The sequence below is a fragment of the Chitinibacter sp. SCUT-21 genome (assembly GCA_041874755.1).
Lineage (GTDB): Bacteria > Pseudomonadota > Gammaproteobacteria > Burkholderiales > Chitinibacteraceae > Chitinibacter.
The window spans coordinates 2,096,590-2,116,592 of record CP102611.1 but is presented as its reverse complement, the minus strand read 5'-3'; the positions used below and the strand labels follow the sequence as shown (position 1 = coordinate 2,116,592).

General features: G+C 57.4%; 2 protein-coding genes. Both read right to left on the bottom strand.

What is annotated here, in order from left to right; translation table 11 throughout:
• Positions 1 to 107: 107 nt before the first annotated feature.
• Positions 108 to 1,925 carry a TolC family outer membrane protein gene (locus NT239_09870; GenBank protein XGA70098.1) on the bottom strand — a complete coding sequence of 606 codons (1,818 nt, stop codon included), beginning with the start codon at positions 1,923 to 1,925 and terminating at the stop codon, positions 108 to 110.
• Positions 1,926 to 2,092: 167 nt separating this feature from the next.
• The gene (locus tag NT239_09865) at positions 2,093 to 19,885 is read right to left on the bottom strand and encodes an Ig-like domain-containing protein (protein ID XGA70097.1); all 17,793 of its coding nucleotides are present in this window, start codon (positions 19,883 to 19,885) and stop codon (positions 2,093 to 2,095) included.
• Positions 19,886 to 20,003: the final 118 nt, after the last annotated feature.

Below are 20,003 nucleotides of genomic sequence, written 5' to 3'. Positions count from 1 at the left end.
AATGCGCACAGCAAAATAAAAATGGCTCACCTGAGCGGTGAGCCATTAATGGGTATATCTCTATTAATTAATTATTAGCTAACCCATCGAGCAATACCTAGCAGGTATTATTCAGTACGGCCACTGGTAACGCGTTCGCGGCCGATTTTCCACTTGCCGCCTTCTTGCACCAGCTCCAAGGTTTTTTGCACCGTGTCGCTGTAGTCTTTCGACGTGTAGTGCTGGGTAAATGTCACTTCACCGCGCTCTTTGCCACTCATCGCGCAAGTTTGGTTTTCCAGTTTCAACGTGATCGCGCCTTCTTTGCTCACACGGCTACGACGTTTCGCTTCCCAATCGGAACGGGTGCGGCCACCGCTGGCTTCGAATTTCTGCGCGTAGAATCCCAAATAGGTATCAAGCTGTTTGCCTGACCAAGCCGCTGACCAGTTGCCGACCAAATCGGTAATCGCTTTATCGCATGTGCCAGCAGTTGGTGCCGGGGTGACTTCTGGTGTTGGCACTGGAGTAGCCGCACGCGGTGGTCGAGCAGCCATTGCCGCATCACGGTCAAGTTTGACGCTTTCGATCATGGCTCCTGAACACGCAATGCGCTCGTCATCGGTGATGTTGTCACCAAGATCGTCTTCTGGACCAGTGCTCTCCAGCGGTGCGAGTTGCAGGGCCGCAAGCAATTGATGCGTTTGCGCCAGCACGCGGGCGTGCGACAGCAAATAATCGTAATCGCCTTTTACCACTGCGATTTTGGCTTCAAACAACTCGTTTTCAGTATCGAGCACATCGAGCAATGAACGTTGGCCGATATCAAACTGGCGGCGGAAGGCATCGCGCGATTTTTCGGTTGCCAGCGCGTGTTGATCCAAGTAACCCAACTGTTCTTTCAAGCGGAACGTATCATTCCACGCAATTTGCGTGGTTTGGCGAATATCACGACAGGTTTTATCGCGCATTTCATACGCAATATTTAATTGCTCGGCGTATTGGCTGGCACGCGCTTTGGTCGCACCACCACGGAACAGGTTGTAATTCATCACCAACTGCACCGCGCCGTCTTTGTAGCTGCCGTCGATATTGTCGCGATTCCAATCTAAGCCTTGGCTAGCACGCAATTCAAACGTGGGGTAGTAATCGCTTTTCTTGTTTTCAGCATCGGCCCGCGCAGCGCGAATATTAAAGACGCTAGCTTTAAATTGCGGATTATTGCCCAATTGCGATTTCAATGCCGCCGCATCAGCAGGCATATTGCGGGCAAAGCCAGCGGGCTTGCTCATTTCCGCGTCTGGCACAGCGCCAGTTAAGCGCTCGTAACGCGCCGAAACATCGTGCAGATTCGACGCTTGCGTTAGCCAATTTGATTCAGCCAACGCCAAACGACCGGTTGCCGTTTCCAAATCGACTCGGCGACCAACACCCGCGTTCACGCGCTCGGCGATTTGATCGTAAGTTTCTTTGTGGATGGCATAGTTTTCTTTGGCCAAGCTCACCAGCTCGCGATAACGCAGCACATCAAGATAAGCGTTCACCGTTTCCAGCGCTGCCATATCGCTGGCTGCAAGTAATTCGTAATACCGAGTGAGTTTGCCATAACCTAAACGGCGCACTTCGCTTTGCGTTGCAAAGCCATCAAACAGCATTTGGCGCAGTTCTAAATTCACCCCGTAATGATTAAAAGAGGTATCGCCTTTATTCGGAAATGGGCGCTCTTGCTTCTCTAAGCCGGTATACCCATTCAAATCAACGCGTGGGTAGTAATTGCCTTTAGCCGCATTTTGTTCTTCGCCAGAGGCTTTGTACTGCAACCATTTGGCACGAACTTCAGGGTTTTTAAGGATGGTTTGTTCAACCGCATCTTTCATGCTGGTTGCAGCAAAGCTAGCAGAAGTCGTCGCTGCCAACATCATTAGAACTAGGTGTTTAATTTTCATCCTGAACCTTCATTAGAACGCGCTAAATTACAGAATATTAACGATATTTTTCATTAAAACTACTTTTAGCGCGCAAGTGTATCTTGTTTTTGCCCAATTGGCATAGCCATCATGCTGACTTACCTCAGAATACTGAGGTAAGTCTGCTAGTTGACGCTATAAGGCCATTAATCGGTAATTAATTTGCCATTTTTGAGCAGATCCGCAATGATCGCCTGATCATTTCCTGCAGTCGTTAAATCAACGCCTTGCAGGGTAATAACCTGATCTTCTTTTGTCGTCCAATTGCTACCGCTAAACTCACCCTTGCTGCTGATATGCACAATGGTATCGCTACCTGATTTTTCAAAATGCAAGTATTGCGTCAAGGTTCCGCTGTTTTCGCCTTGGAGTAGGTCACGCAAATCTAGCGAATCTACCTCGCCTGCAGCATTGCCGGACTTCGCATTATTGAAATCCATAATGATGTCACGGGCAGGAGCTCCGGCCGTACCTTGGTCGCCCAAGGTCCATTTAAATACATCCGAACCCGCATCGCCACGCAACACATCATTGCCAGCACCGCCGACCAGTAGATCTTTGCCATCTCCGCCACGCAATGCATCGTTATCCAAGCCACCAAAAAGCTTATCATCGCCCGAATTACCATACAGCACGTCGGTGCCGCCTTCACCAAACACCACATCATCACCAGAACCCGCATTAGAATAATCGGCGATATTCTGTGTTGGCGTCGAAATAGATGTCAGGCTGGTATTTGAGGTGTCGACCAACGCACTTTCACTATCGGTCGTCATCACGGTCAAGCCCAGCAAGGTAGCTTGAGTCACACTTGGATTGGCACTATTAGGTAGCGTTTCACCCATATAGATAAGATCGTTACCAGCGCCACCCTCAACGTGATCATTGGAGGCACCAGCAAAGAACACTTGGCTAGTACTTTCAGTATCCACAAGGCTGGCCGTTGGCTTGCTAACAACATTGCCATACATATCTTTAACGGAATCTCCAGCCTGCAAGGATGCATAAATCGTCTTCCCAGCCTGACTCTCACCCCACATCACGGTAATTTGGTCGTTCAAATCACTGCCACCAATCACATCTTTTGCAGGTACAACTTGAATGTACCAATCAGCTGTATCAAAGCCGCCATATCCATCAGAGATGGTGTAAGTCACTTTTGCGGTCCCCACAAAACCTGCAGTCGGTGTAAAGGTCAGCGATCCGTCGGCATTGACTTTCACCGTGCCATTGCTGGCGGTCGGTACACCTGAAATGCTCAACTTGTCGCCCTGCAAATCAGTATCATTGCCCATGACGTTAAACGTAACCGCCTGCCCTACGCGCGCGTAGGTGTAGTCATCCACTGCAATTGGCGCCGTGTTATAGCGCGGTGGGATTACATTTAGCGTTAATACGCTATTTGACGTATCTTTGTCGCCATCATTATCAATCAGTGTATAGCCAAATTTCTCCTGCGCATTGGCTGTTAGGTTAGTCGGCGGCGTATACGTGTATTTACCATCATCCATGTCTACGACAAAAAGGCCACCCAACGCTGTATTGATTTTGAGTACATGCGTGACAGCATCAAACGTGAATTTTGTTCCTGGAGCAGAAGTCAAAATCGAATTGCTGCTGGTATCAAACGTGAATTTGAAACCATCGACCGATACATCGTTAATATGTCCACCATCGGCACCAAACAAGCTAGATGCACTACCACTTACCGCGATCTGACCTGAAGATGGCGTCAAGACTGTATCACGCAAAATCGGCGGCAATTGAGACAAGTCAGTGACAATAATCGAATTGGCCTCACTGCCTGTACCAGCGCCGTTATAAGCAATTGGATCCAGATTGCTACCAGACACACCAGAACCCAAACCAATTGCCAACGAATTGATATCCTTGCTATTGAGGAAGTTAGTCCAAGCAGTAATTTCGCTTCCTACAATACCATTGCTACCGGTTCCGTTGTTCTCAGTAGGTACGCCATCAGAGAAGAAGTACGCAACATTCTGCCCCCCTTGCAATTTACCTGCGTCATCAAAACGACTGGTCACTTGCTGCAATGCGGCATCGTAGTCAGTATTGCCACCTGCAGTTAGACCTGCAAGCAGGGTTTTGGCCTCTGTTGCACTGATCCAGGTTGAGTTTCCTCTAACAGTGGCATTGCTGCTAAACGTGACCAGCATAACTTTAACGTCGCCCACATTGTCATAATCATTGATCAACTGGGTCAGCGCCTCTTTAGCCACCTGCAGACGTGTCTTGCCTGAAATTCCGCTAGAATCGGTCATGCTTGCAGAGATATCCAGCGTCAGTACGAGATTGGTGCTGATATATGGCATCTGAACATCAACAGTCTGACTAACACTGACTGGCGCATCATCCTCTACATTCACAGTCAGAGTACCACTTCCAATATTCACACCATCAGAAGCTCTTACACCCACATTGAAGGATTTAACATCTTCAACACCTGCGTTCGCATGATCAATTGGGCCTGACAAAGTCACATTGTACTGACCTGAATTATTGATCGTAATGGTAGCGATAACTGTACCTCCGACAGAGCCCACCAAAGTCTGCGTCCCATTACCTGACCACGTGATAGCCTGACCATTGGAAGTTAACGCTTCAGTTGGCTGCAGCAAAGTCACAGAGAGTGAATTGCCATCTGCATCCGCCATAGCAATCGTGCCAGAGCGCGACACCAAGTCCGTGGTATCCGAAGTACCGCTGGTGTCTTTCAAACCATTACTCAAGCCTTCTTCAGACACTGTTGCCGAGCCATTACTTACTGTCGGCACATTAAGATTTACGGCATAACCTTCTGTGTCGCTGGCTGAACCCGTATTGCCCGCCGCATCAGTCGTCGTCACCGAGGCATCAATCGTGCGATCTGCATCCGCCGCCAAATCCGCGCCCGGTACGTTGATGCTAAACACATTGCCTGTCGTTACCAGACCGGTGAAGGTTTTGTTATTGATCGTCAGTGTGACCGTGTCACCCACTTTGGCATCACCACCAACGCGACCTGTCACCACAATCGTCTGTGCTGCTTCCGCCGCATTGATGATGTCATCCGCGGTGATATTGGCATCGAGTGTGATGGTTGGTACTGGCGCCTTCGTATCTACCGGCACGTTGTCGCTACCCGGTCCACCCGCATTGCCTGCTAAGTCTGTGTATGACTTATCTTTCACTGCAACGCTGCCAGTCCCTTCAAAGCCCACTGTCGGTGTGAATGTGGCCGTCCACGTTTTACCACCGTCGGCCGTCACCATGCCGCTAATTGCGCCGCCTGTTACTGTTAGGTCGCTGGCATCAAAACCCATCACTTTTTCGCTGAAGGTGAAGGTCACTTCACTGGTCTGACCCGCTTTGAGACTACCCGATACAATATCCACCACCACGGTCGGTGCTGCTGTATCGACGGCATAACCTTCTGTGTCGCTGGCTGAACCCGTATTACCCGCCGCATCGGTCGTCGTCACCGCGGCATCAATCGTGCGATCTGCATCCGCCGCCAGATCCGAGCCCGGTACATTGATGCTAAACACATTGCCTGTCGTTACCAGCCCCGTGAAGGTTTTGTTATTGATCGTCAGTGTGACCGTGTCACCCACTTTGGCATCACCGCCAACGCGACCTGTCACTGCAATCGTTTGCGCTGCTTCCGCCGCATTGATGATGTCATCCGCGGAGATATTGGCGTCGAGTGTGATGGTCGGCTTATTCGCTGCATCGTTGTCAACGATGTTGCCGCTCACTGGCGCTGTGAAGGCGCTGTCGTATTGGCCTTTTACCGCCAGGGTAATGTTTTCTGTTCCTTCAACCAGCGCGTCGTCCGTCACCGCCACTCGCACCAAGACATCGGTGGTATTGGCTGGCACGCTAATGCTGTTGCCGCTGACCGCAACATACGTCTTGCCGCCGTCGAAGCTCACTTCCACTGCACCGGTGTCGGTGCCCAAAGTCGCGCTGCCATTCTTAAGGTCGAGCGTGACCGTCGTGGCGGTCGTGCTCATGTGATCCAGTTTCAGGCTGTACACAATGCCCACTTGACCCGCTTCTTTACCATCGCTCACACCCGTGATGCTCACGTGTGGACGGTCGTCGTCTGGCGTGCCGGTCGGTGGCGTTGGGCCCGTGCGGCCGTCGTCGACGATCGTGCCCGTGCCGCTTGCTGCGCCGACACCCGTTACGGTGGCGTTCAGCGTGAAGTTTTCTGCACCTTCAAATACGCTGTCTACCGTGGTCGGTACGCGTACTTGGACGCTGGTACTGCCGGCTGGAATCGTCACTTGACCATTCACCACCGGCGTCCAGCTGCTGCCGTTGAAGTATTCGAGTGCGCCCACGTCGCCTGCGCTGGCTTGGCCTGCGCCACCCGCGGTGGTCAGGCTCAGTTTGACGGTGGTGTCGCTGCTGGCGGCCGCATCCAGTTTCACGGTGAAGACCGCTGCGCTGCCTTCAAAGACCACGGTGTCACCGGTGCCTGTGCCGTTGCCTGCGCCCACAATCGTGATGCCTTGCGTGTCGTTGTCAACGATGTTGCCGCTCACTGGCGCTGTGAAGGCGCTGTCGTATTGGCCTTTTACCGCCAGGGTAATGTTTTCTGTTCCTTCAACCAGCGCGTCGTCCGTCACCGCCACTCGCACCAAGACATCGGTGGTATTGGCTGGCACGCTAATGCTGTTGCCGCTGACCGCAACATACGTCTTGCCGCCGTCGAAGCTCACTTCCACTGCACCGGTGTCGGTGCCCAAAGTCGCGCTGCCATTCTTAAGGTCGAGCGTGACCGTCGTGGCGGTCGTGCTCATGTGATCCAGTTTCAGGCTGTACACAATGCCCACTTGACCCGCTTCTTTACCATCGCTCACACCCGTGATGCTCACGTGTGGACGGTCGTCGTCTGGCGTGCCGGTCGGTGGCGTTGGGCCCGTGCGGCCGTCGTCGACGATCGTGCCCGTGCCGCTTGCTGCGCCGACACCCGTTACGGTGGCGTTCAGCGTGAAGTTTTCTGCACCTTCAAATACGCTGTCTACCGTGGTCGGTACGCGTACTTGGACGCTGGTACTGCCGGCTGGAATCGTCACTTGACCATTCACCACCGGCGTCCAGCTGCTGCCGTTGAAGTATTCGAGTGCGCCCACGTCGCCTGCGCTGGCTTGGCCTGCGCCACCCGCGGTGGTCAGGCTCAGTTTGACGGTGGTGTCGCTGCTGGCGGCCGCATCCAGTTTCACGGTGAAGACCGCTGCGCTGCCTTCAAAGACCACGGTGTCACCGGTGCCTGTGCCGTTGCCTGCGCCCACAATCGTGATGCCTTGCGTGTCGTTGTCAACGATGTTGCCGCTCACTGGCGCTGTGAAGGCGCTGTCGTATTGGCCTTTTACCGCCAGGGTAATGTTTTCTGTTCCTTCAACCAGCGCGTCGTCCGTCACCGCCACTCGCACCAAGACATCGGTGGTATTGGCTGGCACGCTAATGCTGTTGCCGCTGACCGCAACATACGTCTTGCCGCCGTCGAAGCTCACTTCCACTGCACCGGTGTCGGTGCCCAAAGTCGCGCTGCCATTCTTAAGGTCGAGCGTGACCGTCGTGGCGGTCGTGCTCATGTGATCCAGTTTCAGGCTGTACACAATGCCCACTTGACCCGCTTCTTTACCATCGCTCACACCCGTGATGCTCACGTGTGGACGGTCGTCGTCTGGCGTGCCGGTCGGTGGCGTTGGGCCCGTGCGGCCGTCGTCGACGATCGTGCCCGTGCCGCTTGCTGCGCCGACACCCGTTACGGTGGCGTTCAGCGTGAAGTTTTCTGCACCTTCAAATACGCTGTCTACCGTGGTCGGTACGCGTACTTGGACGCTGGTACTGCCGGCTGGAATCGTCACTTGACCATTCACCACCGGCGTCCAGCTGCTGCCGTTGAAGTATTCGAGTGCGCCCACGTCGCCTGCGCTGGCTTGGCCTGCGCCACCCGCGGTGGTCAGGCTCAGTTTGACGGTGGTGTCGCTGCTGGCGGCCGCATCCAGTTTCACGGTGAAGACCGCTGCGCTGCCTTCAAAGACCACGGTGTCACCGGTGCCTGTGCCGTTGCCTGCGCCCACAATCGTGATGCCTTGCGTGTCGTTGTCAACGATGTTGCCGCTCACTGGCGCTGTGAAGGCGCTGTCGTATTGGCCTTTTACCGCCAGGGTAATGTTTTCTGTTCCTTCAACCAGCGCGTCGTCCGTCACCGCCACTCGCACCAAGACATCGGTGGTATTGGCTGGCACGCTAATGCTGTTGCCGCTGACCGCAACATACGTCTTGCCGCCGTCGAAGCTCACTTCCACTGCACCGGTGTCGGTGCCCAAAGTCGCGCTGCCATTCTTAAGGTCGAGCGTGACCGTCGTGGCGGTCGTGCTCATGTGATCCAGTTTCAGGCTGTACACAATGCCCACTTGACCCGCTTCTTTACCATCGCTCACACCCGTGATGCTCACGTGTGGACGGTCGTCGTCTGGCGTGCCGGTCGGTGGCGTTGGGCCCGTGCGGCCGTCGTCGACGATCGTGCCCGTGCCGCTTGCTGCGCCGACACCCGTTACGGTGGCGTTCAGCGTGAAGTTTTCTGCACCTTCAAATACGCTGTCTACCGTGGTCGGTACGCGTACTTGGACGCTGGTACTGCCGGCTGGAATCGTCACTTGACCATTCACCACCGGCGTCCAGCTGCTGCCGTTGAAGTATTCGAGTGCGCCCACGTCGCCTGCGCTGGCTTGGCCTGCGCCACCCGCGGTGGTCAGGCTCAGTTTGACGGTGGTGTCGCTGCTGGCGGCCGCATCCAGTTTCACGGTGAAGACCGCTGCGCTGCCTTCAAAGACCACGGTGTCACCGGTGCCTGTGCCGTTGCCTGCGCCCACAATCGTGATGCCTTGCGTGTCGTTGTCAACGATGTTGCCGCTCACTGGCGCTGTGAAGGCGCTGTCGTATTGGCCTTTTACCGCCAGGGTAATGTTTTCTGTTCCTTCAACCAGCGCGTCGTCCGTCACCGCCACTCGCACCAAGACATCGGTGGTATTGGCTGGCACGCTAATGCTGTTGCCGCTGACCGCAACATACGTCTTGCCGCCGTCGAAGCTCACTTCCACTGCACCGGTGTCGGTGCCCAAAGTCGCGCTGCCATTCTTAAGGTCGAGCGTGACCGTCGTGGCGGTCGTGCTCATGTGATCCAGTTTCAGGCTGTACACAATGCCCACTTGACCCGCTTCTTTACCATCGCTCACACCCGTGATGCTCACGTGTGGACGGTCGTCGTCTGGCGTGCCGGTCGGTGGCGTTGGGCCCGTGCGGCCGTCGTCGACGATCGTGCCCGTGCCGCTTGCTGCGCCGACACCCGTTACGGTGGCGTTCAGCGTGAAGTTTTCTGCACCTTCAAATACGCTGTCTACCGTGGTCGGTACGCGTACTTGGACGCTGGTACTGCCGGCTGGAATCGTCACTTGACCATTCACCACCGGCGTCCAGCTGCTGCCGTTGAAGTATTCGAGTGCGCCCACGTCGCCTGCGCTGGCTTGGCCTGCGCCACCCGCGGTGGTCAGGCTCAGTTTGACGGTGGTGTCGCTGCTGGCGGCCGCATCCAGTTTCACGGTGAAGACCGCTGCGCTGCCTTCAAAGACCACGGTGTCACCGGTGCCTGTGCCGTTGCCTGCGCCCACAATCGTGATGCCTTGCGTGTCGTTGTCAACGATGTTGCCGCTCACTGGCGCTGTGAAGGCGCTGTCGTATTGGCCTTTTACCGCCAGGGTAATGTTTTCTGTTCCTTCAACCAGCGCGTCGTCCGTCACCGCCACTCGCACCAAGACATCGGTGGTATTGGCTGGCACGCTAATGCTGTTGCCGCTGACCGCAACATACGTCTTGCCGCCGTCGAAGCTCACTTCCACTGCACCGGTGTCGGTGCCCAAAGTCGCGCTGCCATTCTTAAGGTCGAGCGTGACCGTCGTGGCGGTCGTGCTCATGTGATCCAGTTTCAGGCTGTACACAATGCCCACTTGACCCGCTTCTTTACCATCGCTCACACCCGTGATGCTCACGTGTGGACGGTCGTCGTCTGGCGTGCCGGTCGGTGGCGTTGGGCCCGTGCGGCCGTCGTCGACGATCGTGCCCGTGCCGCTTGCTGCGCCGACACCCGTTACGGTGGCGTTCAGCGTGAAGTTTTCTGCACCTTCAAATACGCTGTCTACCGTGGTCGGTACGCGTACTTGGACGCTGGTACTGCCGGCTGGAATCGTCACTTGACCATTCACCACCGGCGTCCAGCTGCTGCCGTTGAAGTATTCGAGTGCGCCCACGTCGCCTGCGCTGGCTTGGCCTGCGCCACCCGCGGTGGTCAGGCTCAGTTTGACGGTGGTGTCGCTGCTGGCGGCCGCATCCAGTTTCACGGTGAAGACCGCTGCGCTGCCTTCAAAGACCACGGTGTCACCGGTGCCTGTGCCGTTGCCTGCGCCCACAATCGTGATGCCTTGCGTGTCGTTGTCAACGATGTTGCCGCTCACTGGCGCTGTGAAGGCGCTGTCGTATTGGCCTTTTACCGCCAGGGTAATGTTTTCTGTTCCTTCAACCAGCGCGTCGTCCGTCACCGCCACTCGCACCAAGACATCGGTGGTATTGGCTGGCACGCTAATGCTGTTGCCGCTGACCGCAACATACGTCTTGCCGCCGTCGAAGCTCACTTCCACTGCACCGGTGTCGGTGCCCAAAGTCGCGCTGCCATTCTTAAGGTCGAGCGTGACCGTCGTGGCGGTCGTGCTCATGTGATCCAGTTTCAGGCTGTACACAATGCCCACTTGACCCGCTTCTTTACCATCGCTCACACCCGTGATGCTCACGTGTGGACGGTCGTCGTCTGGCGTGCCGGTCGGTGGCGTTGGGCCCGTGCGGCCGTCGTCGACGATCGTGCCCGTGCCGCTTGCTGCGCCGACACCCGTTACGGTGGCGTTCAGCGTGAAGTTTTCTGCACCTTCAAATACGCTGTCTACCGTGGTCGGTACGCGTACTTGGACGCTGGTACTGCCGGCTGGAATCGTCACTTGACCATTCACCACCGGCGTCCAGCTGCTGCCGTTGAAGTATTCGAGTGCGCCCACGTCGCCTGCGCTGGCTTGGCCTGCGCCACCCGCGGTGGTCAGGCTCAGTTTGACGGTGGTGTCGCTGCTGGCGGCCGCATCCAGTTTCACGGTGAAGACCGCTGCGCTGCCTTCAAAGACCACGGTGTCACCGGTGCCTGTGCCGTTGCCTGCGCCCACAATCGTGATGCCTTGCGTGTCGTTGTCAACGATGTTGCCGCTCACTGGCGCTGTGAAGGCGCTGTCGTATTGGCCTTTTACCGCCAGGGTAATGTTTTCTGTTCCTTCAACCAGCGCGTCGTCCGTCACCGCCACTCGCACCAAGACATCGGTGGTATTGGCTGGCACGCTAATGCTGTTGCCGCTGACCGCAACATACGTCTTGCCGCCGTCGAAGCTCACTTCCACTGCACCGGTGTCGGTGCCCAAAGTCGCGCTGCCATTCTTAAGGTCGAGCGTGACCGTCGTGGCGGTCGTGCTCATGTGATCCAGTTTCAGGCTGTACACAATGCCCACTTGACCCGCTTCTTTACCATCGCTCACACCCGTGATGCTCACGTGTGGACGGTCGTCGTCTGGCGTGCCGGTCGGTGGCGTTGGGCCCGTGCGGCCGTCGTCGACGATCGTGCCCGTGCCGCTTGCTGCGCCGACACCCGTTACGGTGGCGTTCAGCGTGAAGTTTTCTGCACCTTCAAATACGCTGTCTACCGTGGTCGGTACGCGTACTTGGACGCTGGTACTGCCGGCTGGAATCGTCACTTGACCATTCACCACCGGCGTCCAGCTGCTGCCGTTGAAGTATTCGAGTGCGCCCACGTCGCCTGCGCTGGCTTGGCCTGCGCCACCCGCGGTGGTCAGGCTCAGTTTGACGGTGGTGTCGCTGCTGGCGGCCGCATCCAGTTTCACGGTGAAGACCGCTGCGCTGCCTTCAAAGACCACGGTGTCACCGGTGCCTGTGCCGTTGCCTGCGCCCACAATCGTGATGCCTTGCGTGTCGTTGTCAACGATGTTGCCGCTCACTGGCGCTGTGAAGGCGCTGTCGTATTGGCCTTTTACCGCCAGGGTAATGTTTTCTGTTCCTTCAACCAGCGCGTCGTCCGTCACCGCCACTCGCACCAAGACATCGGTGGTATTGGCTGGCACGCTAATGCTGTTGCCGCTGACCGCAACATACGTCTTGCCGCCGTCGAAGCTCACTTCCACTGCACCGGTGTCGGTGCCCAAAGTCGCGCTGCCATTCTTAAGGTCGAGCGTGACCGTCGTGGCGGTCGTGCTCATGTGATCCAGTTTCAGGCTGTACACAATGCCCACTTGACCCGCTTCTTTACCATCGCTCACACCCGTGATGCTCACGTGTGGACGGTCGTCGTCTGGCGTGCCGGTCGGTGGCGTTGGGCCCGTGCGGCCGTCGTCGACGATCGTGCCCGTGCCGCTTGCTGCGCCGACACCCGTTACGGTGGCGTTCAGCGTGAAGTTTTCTGCACCTTCAAATACGCTGTCTACCGTGGTCGGTACGCGTACTTGGACGCTGGTACTGCCGGCTGGAATCGTCACTTGACCATTCACCACCGGCGTCCAGCTGCTGCCGTTGAAGTATTCGAGTGCGCCCACGTCGCCTGCGCTGGCTTGGCCTGCGCCACCCGCGGTGGTCAGGCTCAGTTTGACGGTGGTGTCGCTGCTGGCGGCCGCATCCAGTTTCACGGTGAAGACCGCTGCGCTGCCTTCAAAGACCACGGTGTCACCGGTGCCTGTGCCGTTGCCTGCGCCCACAATCGTGATGCCTTGCGTGTCGTTGTCAACGATGTTGCCGCTCACTGGCGCTGTGAAGGCGCTGTCGTATTGGCCTTTTACCGCCAGGGTAATGTTTTCTGTTCCTTCAACCAGCGCGTCGTCCGTCACCGCCACTCGCACCAAGACATCGGTGGTATTGGCTGGCACGCTAATGCTGTTGCCGCTGACCGCAACATACGTCTTGCCGCCGTCGAAGCTCACTTCCACTGCACCGGTGTCGGTGCCCAAAGTCGCGCTGCCATTCTTAAGGTCGAGCGTGACCGTCGTGGCGGTCGTGCTCATGTGATCCAGTTTCAGGCTGTACACAATGCCCACTTGACCCGCTTCTTTACCATCGCTCACACCCGTGATGCTCACGTGTGGACGGTCGTCGTCTGGCGTGCCGGTCGGTGGCGTTGGGCCCGTGCGGCCGTCGTCGACGATCGTGCCCGTGCCGCTTGCTGCGCCGACACCCGTTACGGTGGCGTTCAGCGTGAAGTTTTCTGCACCTTCAAATACGCTGTCTACCGTGGTCGGTACGCGTACTTGGACGCTGGTACTGCCGGCTGGAATCGTCACTTGACCATTCACCACCGGCGTCCAGCTGCTGCCGTTGAAGTATTCGAGTGCGCCCACGTCGCCTGCGCTGGCTTGGCCTGCGCCACCCGCGGTGGTCAGGCTCAGTTTGACGGTGGTGTCGCTGCTGGCGGCCGCATCCAGTTTCACGGTGAAGACCGCTGCGCTGCCTTCAAAGACCACGGTGTCACCGGTGCCTGTGCCGTTGCCTGCGCCCACAATCGTGATGCCTTGCGTGTCGTTGTCAACGATGTTGCCGCTCACTGGCGCTGTGAAGGCGCTGTCGTATTGGCCTTTTACCGCCAGGGTAATGTTTTCTGTTCCTTCAACCAGCGCGTCGTCCGTCACCGCCACTCGCACCAAGACATCGGTGGTATTGGCTGGCACGCTAATGCTGTTGCCGCTGACCGCAACATACGTCTTGCCGCCGTCGAAGCTCACTTCCACTGCACCGGTGTCGGTGCCCAAAGTCGCGCTGCCATTCTTAAGGTCGAGCGTGACCGTCGTGGCGGTCGTGCTCATGTGATCCAGTTTCAGGCTGTACACAATGCCCACTTGACCCGCTTCTTTACCATCGCTCACACCCGTGATGCTCACGTGTGGACGGTCGTCGTCTGGCGTGCCGGTCGGTGGCGTTGGGCCCGTGCGGCCGTCGTCGACGATCGTGCCCGTGCCGCTTGCTGCGCCGACACCCGTTACGGTGGCGTTCAGCGTGAAGTTTTCTGCACCTTCAAATACGCTGTCTACCGTGGTCGGTACGCGTACTTGGACGCTGGTACTGCCGGCTGGAATCGTCACTTGACCATTCACCACCGGCGTCCAGCTGCTGCCGTTGAAGTATTCGAGTGCGCCCACGTCGCCTGCGCTGGCTTGGCCTGCGCCACCCGCGGTGGTCAGGCTCAGTTTGACGGTGGTGTCGCTGCTGGCGGCCGCATCCAGTTTCACGGTGAAGACCGCTGCGCTGCCTTCAAAGACCACGGTGTCACCGGTGCCTGTGCCGTTGCCTGCGCCCACAATCGTGATGCCTTGCGTGTCGTTGTCAACGATGTTGCCGCTCACTGGCGCTGTGAAGGCGCTGTCGTATTGGCCTTTTACCGCCAGGGTAATGTTTTCTGTTCCTTCAACCAGCGCGTCGTCCGTCACCGCCACTCGCACCAAGACATCGGTGGTATTGGCTGGCACGCTAATGCTGTTGCCGCTGACCGCAACATACGTCTTGCCGCCGTCGAAGCTCACTTCCACTGCACCGGTGTCGGTGCCCAAAGTCGCGCTGCCATTCTTAAGGTCGAGCGTGACCGTCGTGGCGGTCGTGCTCATGTGATCCAGTTTCAGGCTGTACACAATGCCCACTTGACCCGCTTCTTTACCATCGCTCACACCCGTGATGCTCACGTGTGGACGGTCGTCGTCTGGCGTGCCGGTCGGTGGCGTTGGGCCCGTGCGGCCGTCGTCGACGATCGTGCCCGTGCCGCTTGCTGCGCCGACACCCGTTACGGTGGCGTTCAGCGTGAAGTTTTCTGCACCTTCAAATACGCTGTCTACCGTGGTCGGTACGCGTACTTGGACGCTGGTACTGCCGGCTGGAATCGTCACTTGACCATTCACCACCGGCGTCCAGCTGCTGCCGTTGAAGTATTCGAGTGCGCCCACGTCGCCTGCGCTGGCTTGGCCTGCGCCACCCGCGGTGGTCAGGCTCAGTTTGACGGTGGTGTCGCTGCTGGCGGCCGCATCCAGTTTCACGGTGAAGACCGCTGCGCTGCCTTCAAAGACCACGGTGTCACCGGTGCCTGTGCCGTTGCCTGCGCCCACAATCGTGATGCCTTGCGTGTCGTTGTCAACGATGTTGCCGCTCACTGGCGCTGTGAAGGCGCTGTCGTATTGGCCTTTTACCGCCAGGGTAATGTTTTCTGTTCCTTCAACCAGCGCGTCGTCCGTCACCGCCACTCGCACCAAGACATCGGTGGTATTGGCTGGCACGCTAATGCTGTTGCCGCTGACCGCAACATACGTCTTGCCGCCGTCGAAGCTCACTTCCACTGCACCGGTGTCGGTGCCCAAAGTCGCGCTGCCATTCTTAAGGTCGAGCGTGACCGTCGTGGCGGTCGTGCTCATGTGATCCAGTTTCAGGCTGTACACAATGCCCACTTGACCCGCTTCTTTACCATCGCTCACACCCGTGATGCTCACGTGTGGACGGTCGTCGTCTGGCGTGCCGGTCGGTGGCGTTGGGCCCGTGCGGCCGTCGTCGACGATCGTGCCCGTGCCGCTTGCTGCGCCGACACCCGTTACGGTGGCGTTCAGCGTGAAGTTTTCTGCACCTTCAAATACGCTGTCTACCGTGGTCGGTACGCGTACTTGGACGCTGGTACTGCCGGCTGGAATCGTCACTTGACCATTCACCACCGGCGTCCAGCTGCTGCCGTTGAAGTATTCGAGTGCGCCCACGTCGCCTGCGCTGGCTTGGCCTGCGCCACCCGCGGTGGTCAGGCTCAGTTTGACGGTGGTGTCGCTGCTGGCGGCCGCATCCAGTTTCACGGTGAAGACCGCTGCGCTGCCTTCAAAGACCACGGTGTCACCGGTGCCTGTGCCGTTGCCTGCGCCCACAATCGTGATGCCTTGCGTGTCGTTGTCAACGATGTTGCCGCTCACTGGCGCTGTGAAGGCGCTGTCGTATTGGCCTTTTACCGCCAGGGTAATGTTTTCTGTTCCTTCAACCAGCGCGTCGTCCGTCACCGCCACTCGCACCAAGACATCGGTGGTATTGGCTGGCACGCTAATGCTGTTGCCGCTGACCGCAACATACGTCTTGCCGCCGTCGAAGCTCACTTCCACTGCACCGGTGTCGGTGCCCAAAGTCGCGCTGCCATTCTTAAGGTCGAGCGTGACCGTCGTGGCGGTCGTGCTCATGTGATCCAGTTTCAGGCTGTACACAATGCCCACTTGACCCGCTTCTTTACCATCGCTCACACCCGTGATGCTCACGTGTGGACGGTCGTCGTCTGGCGTGCCGGTCGGTGGCGTTGGGCCCGTGCGGCCGTCGTCGACGATCGTGCCCGTGCCGCTTGCTGCGCCGACACCCGTTACGGTGGCGTTCAGCGTGAAGTTTTCTGCACCTTCAAATACGCTGTCTACCGTGGTCGGTACGCGTACTTGGACGCTGGTACTGCCGGCTGGAATCGTCACTTGACCATTCACCACCGGCGTCCAGCTGCTGCCGTTGAAGTATTCGAGTGCGCCCACGTCGCCTGCGCTGGCTTGGCCTGCGCCACCCGCGGTGGTCAGGCTCAGTTTGACGGTGGTGTCGCTGCTGGCGGCCGCATCCAGTTTCACGGTGAAGACCGCTGCGCTGCCTTCAAAGACCACGGTGTCACCGGTGCCTGTGCCGTTGCCTGCGCCCACAATCGTGATGCCTTGCGTGTCGTTGTCAACGATGTTGCCGCTCACTGGCGCTGTGAAGGCGCTGTCGTATTGGCCTTTTACCGCCAGGGTAATGTTTTCTGTTCCTTCAACCAGCGCGTCGTCCGTCACCGCCACTCGCACCAAGACATCGGTGGTATTGGCTGGCACGCTAATGCTGTTGCCGCTGACCGCAACATACGTCTTGCCGCCGTCGAAGCTCACTTCCACTGCACCGGTGTCGGTGCCCAAAGTCGCGCTGCCATTCTTAAGGTCGAGCGTGACCGTCGTGGCGGTCGTGCTCATGTGATCCAGTTTCAGGCTGTACACAATGCCCACTTGACCCGCTTCTTTACCATCGCTCACACCCGTGATGCTCACGTGTGGACGGTCGTCGTCTGGCGTGCCGGTCGGTGGCGTTGGGCCCGTGCGGCCGTCGTCGACGATCGTGCCCGTGCCGCTTGCTGCGCCGACACCCGTTACGGTGGCGTTCAGCGTGAAGTTTTCTGCACCTTCAAATACGCTGTCTACCGTGGTCGGTACGCGTACTTGGACGCTGGTACTGCCGGCTGGAATCGTCACTTGACCATTCACCACCGGCGTCCAGCTGCTGCCGTTGAAGTATTCGAGTGCGCCCACGTCGCCTGCGCTGGCTTGGCCTGCGCCACCCGCGGTGGTCAGGCTCAGTTTGACGGTGGTGTCGCTGCTGGCGGCCGCATCCAGTTTCACGGTGAAGACCGCTGCGCTGCCTTCAAAGACCACGGTGTCACCGGTGCCTGTGCCGTTGCCTGCGCCCACAATCGTGATGCCTTGCGTGTCGTTGTCAACGATGTTGCCGCTCACTGGCGCTGTGAAGGCGCTGTCGTATTGGCCTTTTACCGCCAGGGTAATGTTTTCTGTTCCTTCAACCAGCGCGTCGTCCGTCACCGCCACTCGCACCAAGACATCGGTGGTATTGGCTGGCACGCTAATGCTGTTGCCGCTGACCGCAACATACGTCTTGCCGCCGTCGAAGCTCACTTCCACTGCACCGGTGTCGGTGCCCAAAGTCGCGCTGCCATTCTTAAGGTCGAGCGTGACCGTCGTGGCGGTCGTGCTCATGTGATCCAGTTTCAGGCTGTACACAATGCCCACTTGACCCGCTTCTTTACCATCGCTCACACCCGTGATGCTCACGTGTGGACGGTCGTCGTCTGGCGTGCCGGTCGGTGGCGTTGGGCCCGTGCGGCCGTCGTCGACGATCGTGCCCGTGCCGCTTGCTGCGCCGACACCCGTTACGGTGGCGTTCAGCGTGAAGTTTTCTGCACCTTCAAATACGCTGTCTACCGTGGTCGGTACGCGTACTTGGACGCTGGTACTGCCGGCTGGAATCGTCACTTGACCATTCACCACCGGCGTCCAGCTGCTGCCGTTGAAGTATTCGAGTGCGCCCACGTCGCCTGCGCTGGCTTGGCCTGCGCCACCCGCGGTGGTCAGGCTCAGTTTGACGGTGGTGTCGCTGCTGGCGGCCGCATCCAGTTTCACGGTGAAGACCGCTGCGCTGCCTTCAAAGACCACGGTGTCACCGGTGCCTGTGCCGTTGCCTGCGCCCACAATCGTGATGCCTTGCGTGTCGTTGTCAACGATGTTGCCGGTGGCTGAGATACCCCCAATATTCAGAGGTACAGTTTCTCCACTTTCGACCAAGGTGTCATCGACAGTCGGGAGCGTGACACTGAAGCTCGTTACACCAGCAGGTACAGTAATTTTGCCTGTTGCTGCATCATAAGTAACGCCGTTGCTAAAGCTTAGATTCACACGTTCGAAATCAACTTCGGCGGCGCTGCCACCACCCAAGTTAAAGCTGTAGCTCTCTGCTTTCGGGCTTGCGGCACTGATTGTAACGTTAAATACCAGTTTATTGCCTTCAACAACGCTATCGTCTTGTGGCCCTGGTTGTCCTACTTCGATTTTTGAAATCGGTGGCGTAGGCACATCGCTCACATTGATGGTGAGTTGGGCGGTATCGGTACCGCCTTTACCGTCGCTAATGGTGTAGTTAATCACCACTGGGCCGAGTACATTGGTCGCAGGGGTAAAGTTAAGCGTGCCATCTGCGTTAATGCTCACGCTGCCTTTGCTTGGGTCTTGCAGTTCGGCACGAGTAACAGAGAGGGTATCGCCGTCAATGTCTTTGTCGTTGCCGAGTACATTGATATTCACTACTGGGGTATTGATATTGGTATTGGTGCTGTCATCGATTGCATCGGGTGCATCATTGACTGGCGTTACACCAATATTGACGGTCAGCGTATCCACACCGCCTTTACCATCAGAGACCTGTACTTTAAAGCTATCGCTGCCGTTGTAATCTTTATTGGGCGTATAGGTCCAGCTGCCATCGGCTTGTACGCTGACACTGCCATGAATAGGCTCACTTACTTTGCCAAAGGTCAGCGTATCGCCATCGGCGTCGACTGCCGCCAGGCGACCGCTGACCGGCGTATCTTCTGGCGTGGTGACGCTAACATTGTCACCCAATGGGCTGCCATTACTTCCCACAAAATCGGGTTTCTGATTCGCCACTGGCTCATCGATTTGTGGCGCGGCTTCGGCCACCACAGGCACGAATGGATCAATTGGCTCTGCGGCACTGGCAAACTCAAAACTAACTGGGTCAACATTTTCAGCAATCCGCAGCAGGCGCACAAAACCGCTGCCTTCGCCTTCACCGCCTGCGCCGTTCAAACCGGCGGCAGTGGCTTCGAGTTCGTCGGAAAGATCTTTACCTTGGTTCAGCGCATTGATGATTTGGTCTGCGCTTTCCGCGGCATTGGCCACTTTGGCTTCTGTTGCATCGGTCGCTTGCGTGCCGGCTAAATCACCATCGAGCAATAAATTGCGATCTGCGCCCAGTTCTATCACTTGGCCGTTGGGCAGCATTAGCGTGACGTGGCCGGTGGCGGAGGTGAAAATCACTTGGCCTTCTTGGAGTTGATCTCCGGCTGCGATGGGGGTGACTTTACCGCTGGCATCGCGAATAAACGCTTCGCCCGCAACAACGACGATGGTGTTGTTGCCTTTCTGTGTATCGCTGCCAGTGATGATCGTTTCAGCCATGAGCCCTACTCCAACAAGATAAGATTTTCCTAATGGCTGAATTTACTTGAATGGCATATCAATAGCGACTGTACCGAAGTACAGTGTCCTAGATCACACAGGACTTTTTCATTGCCAC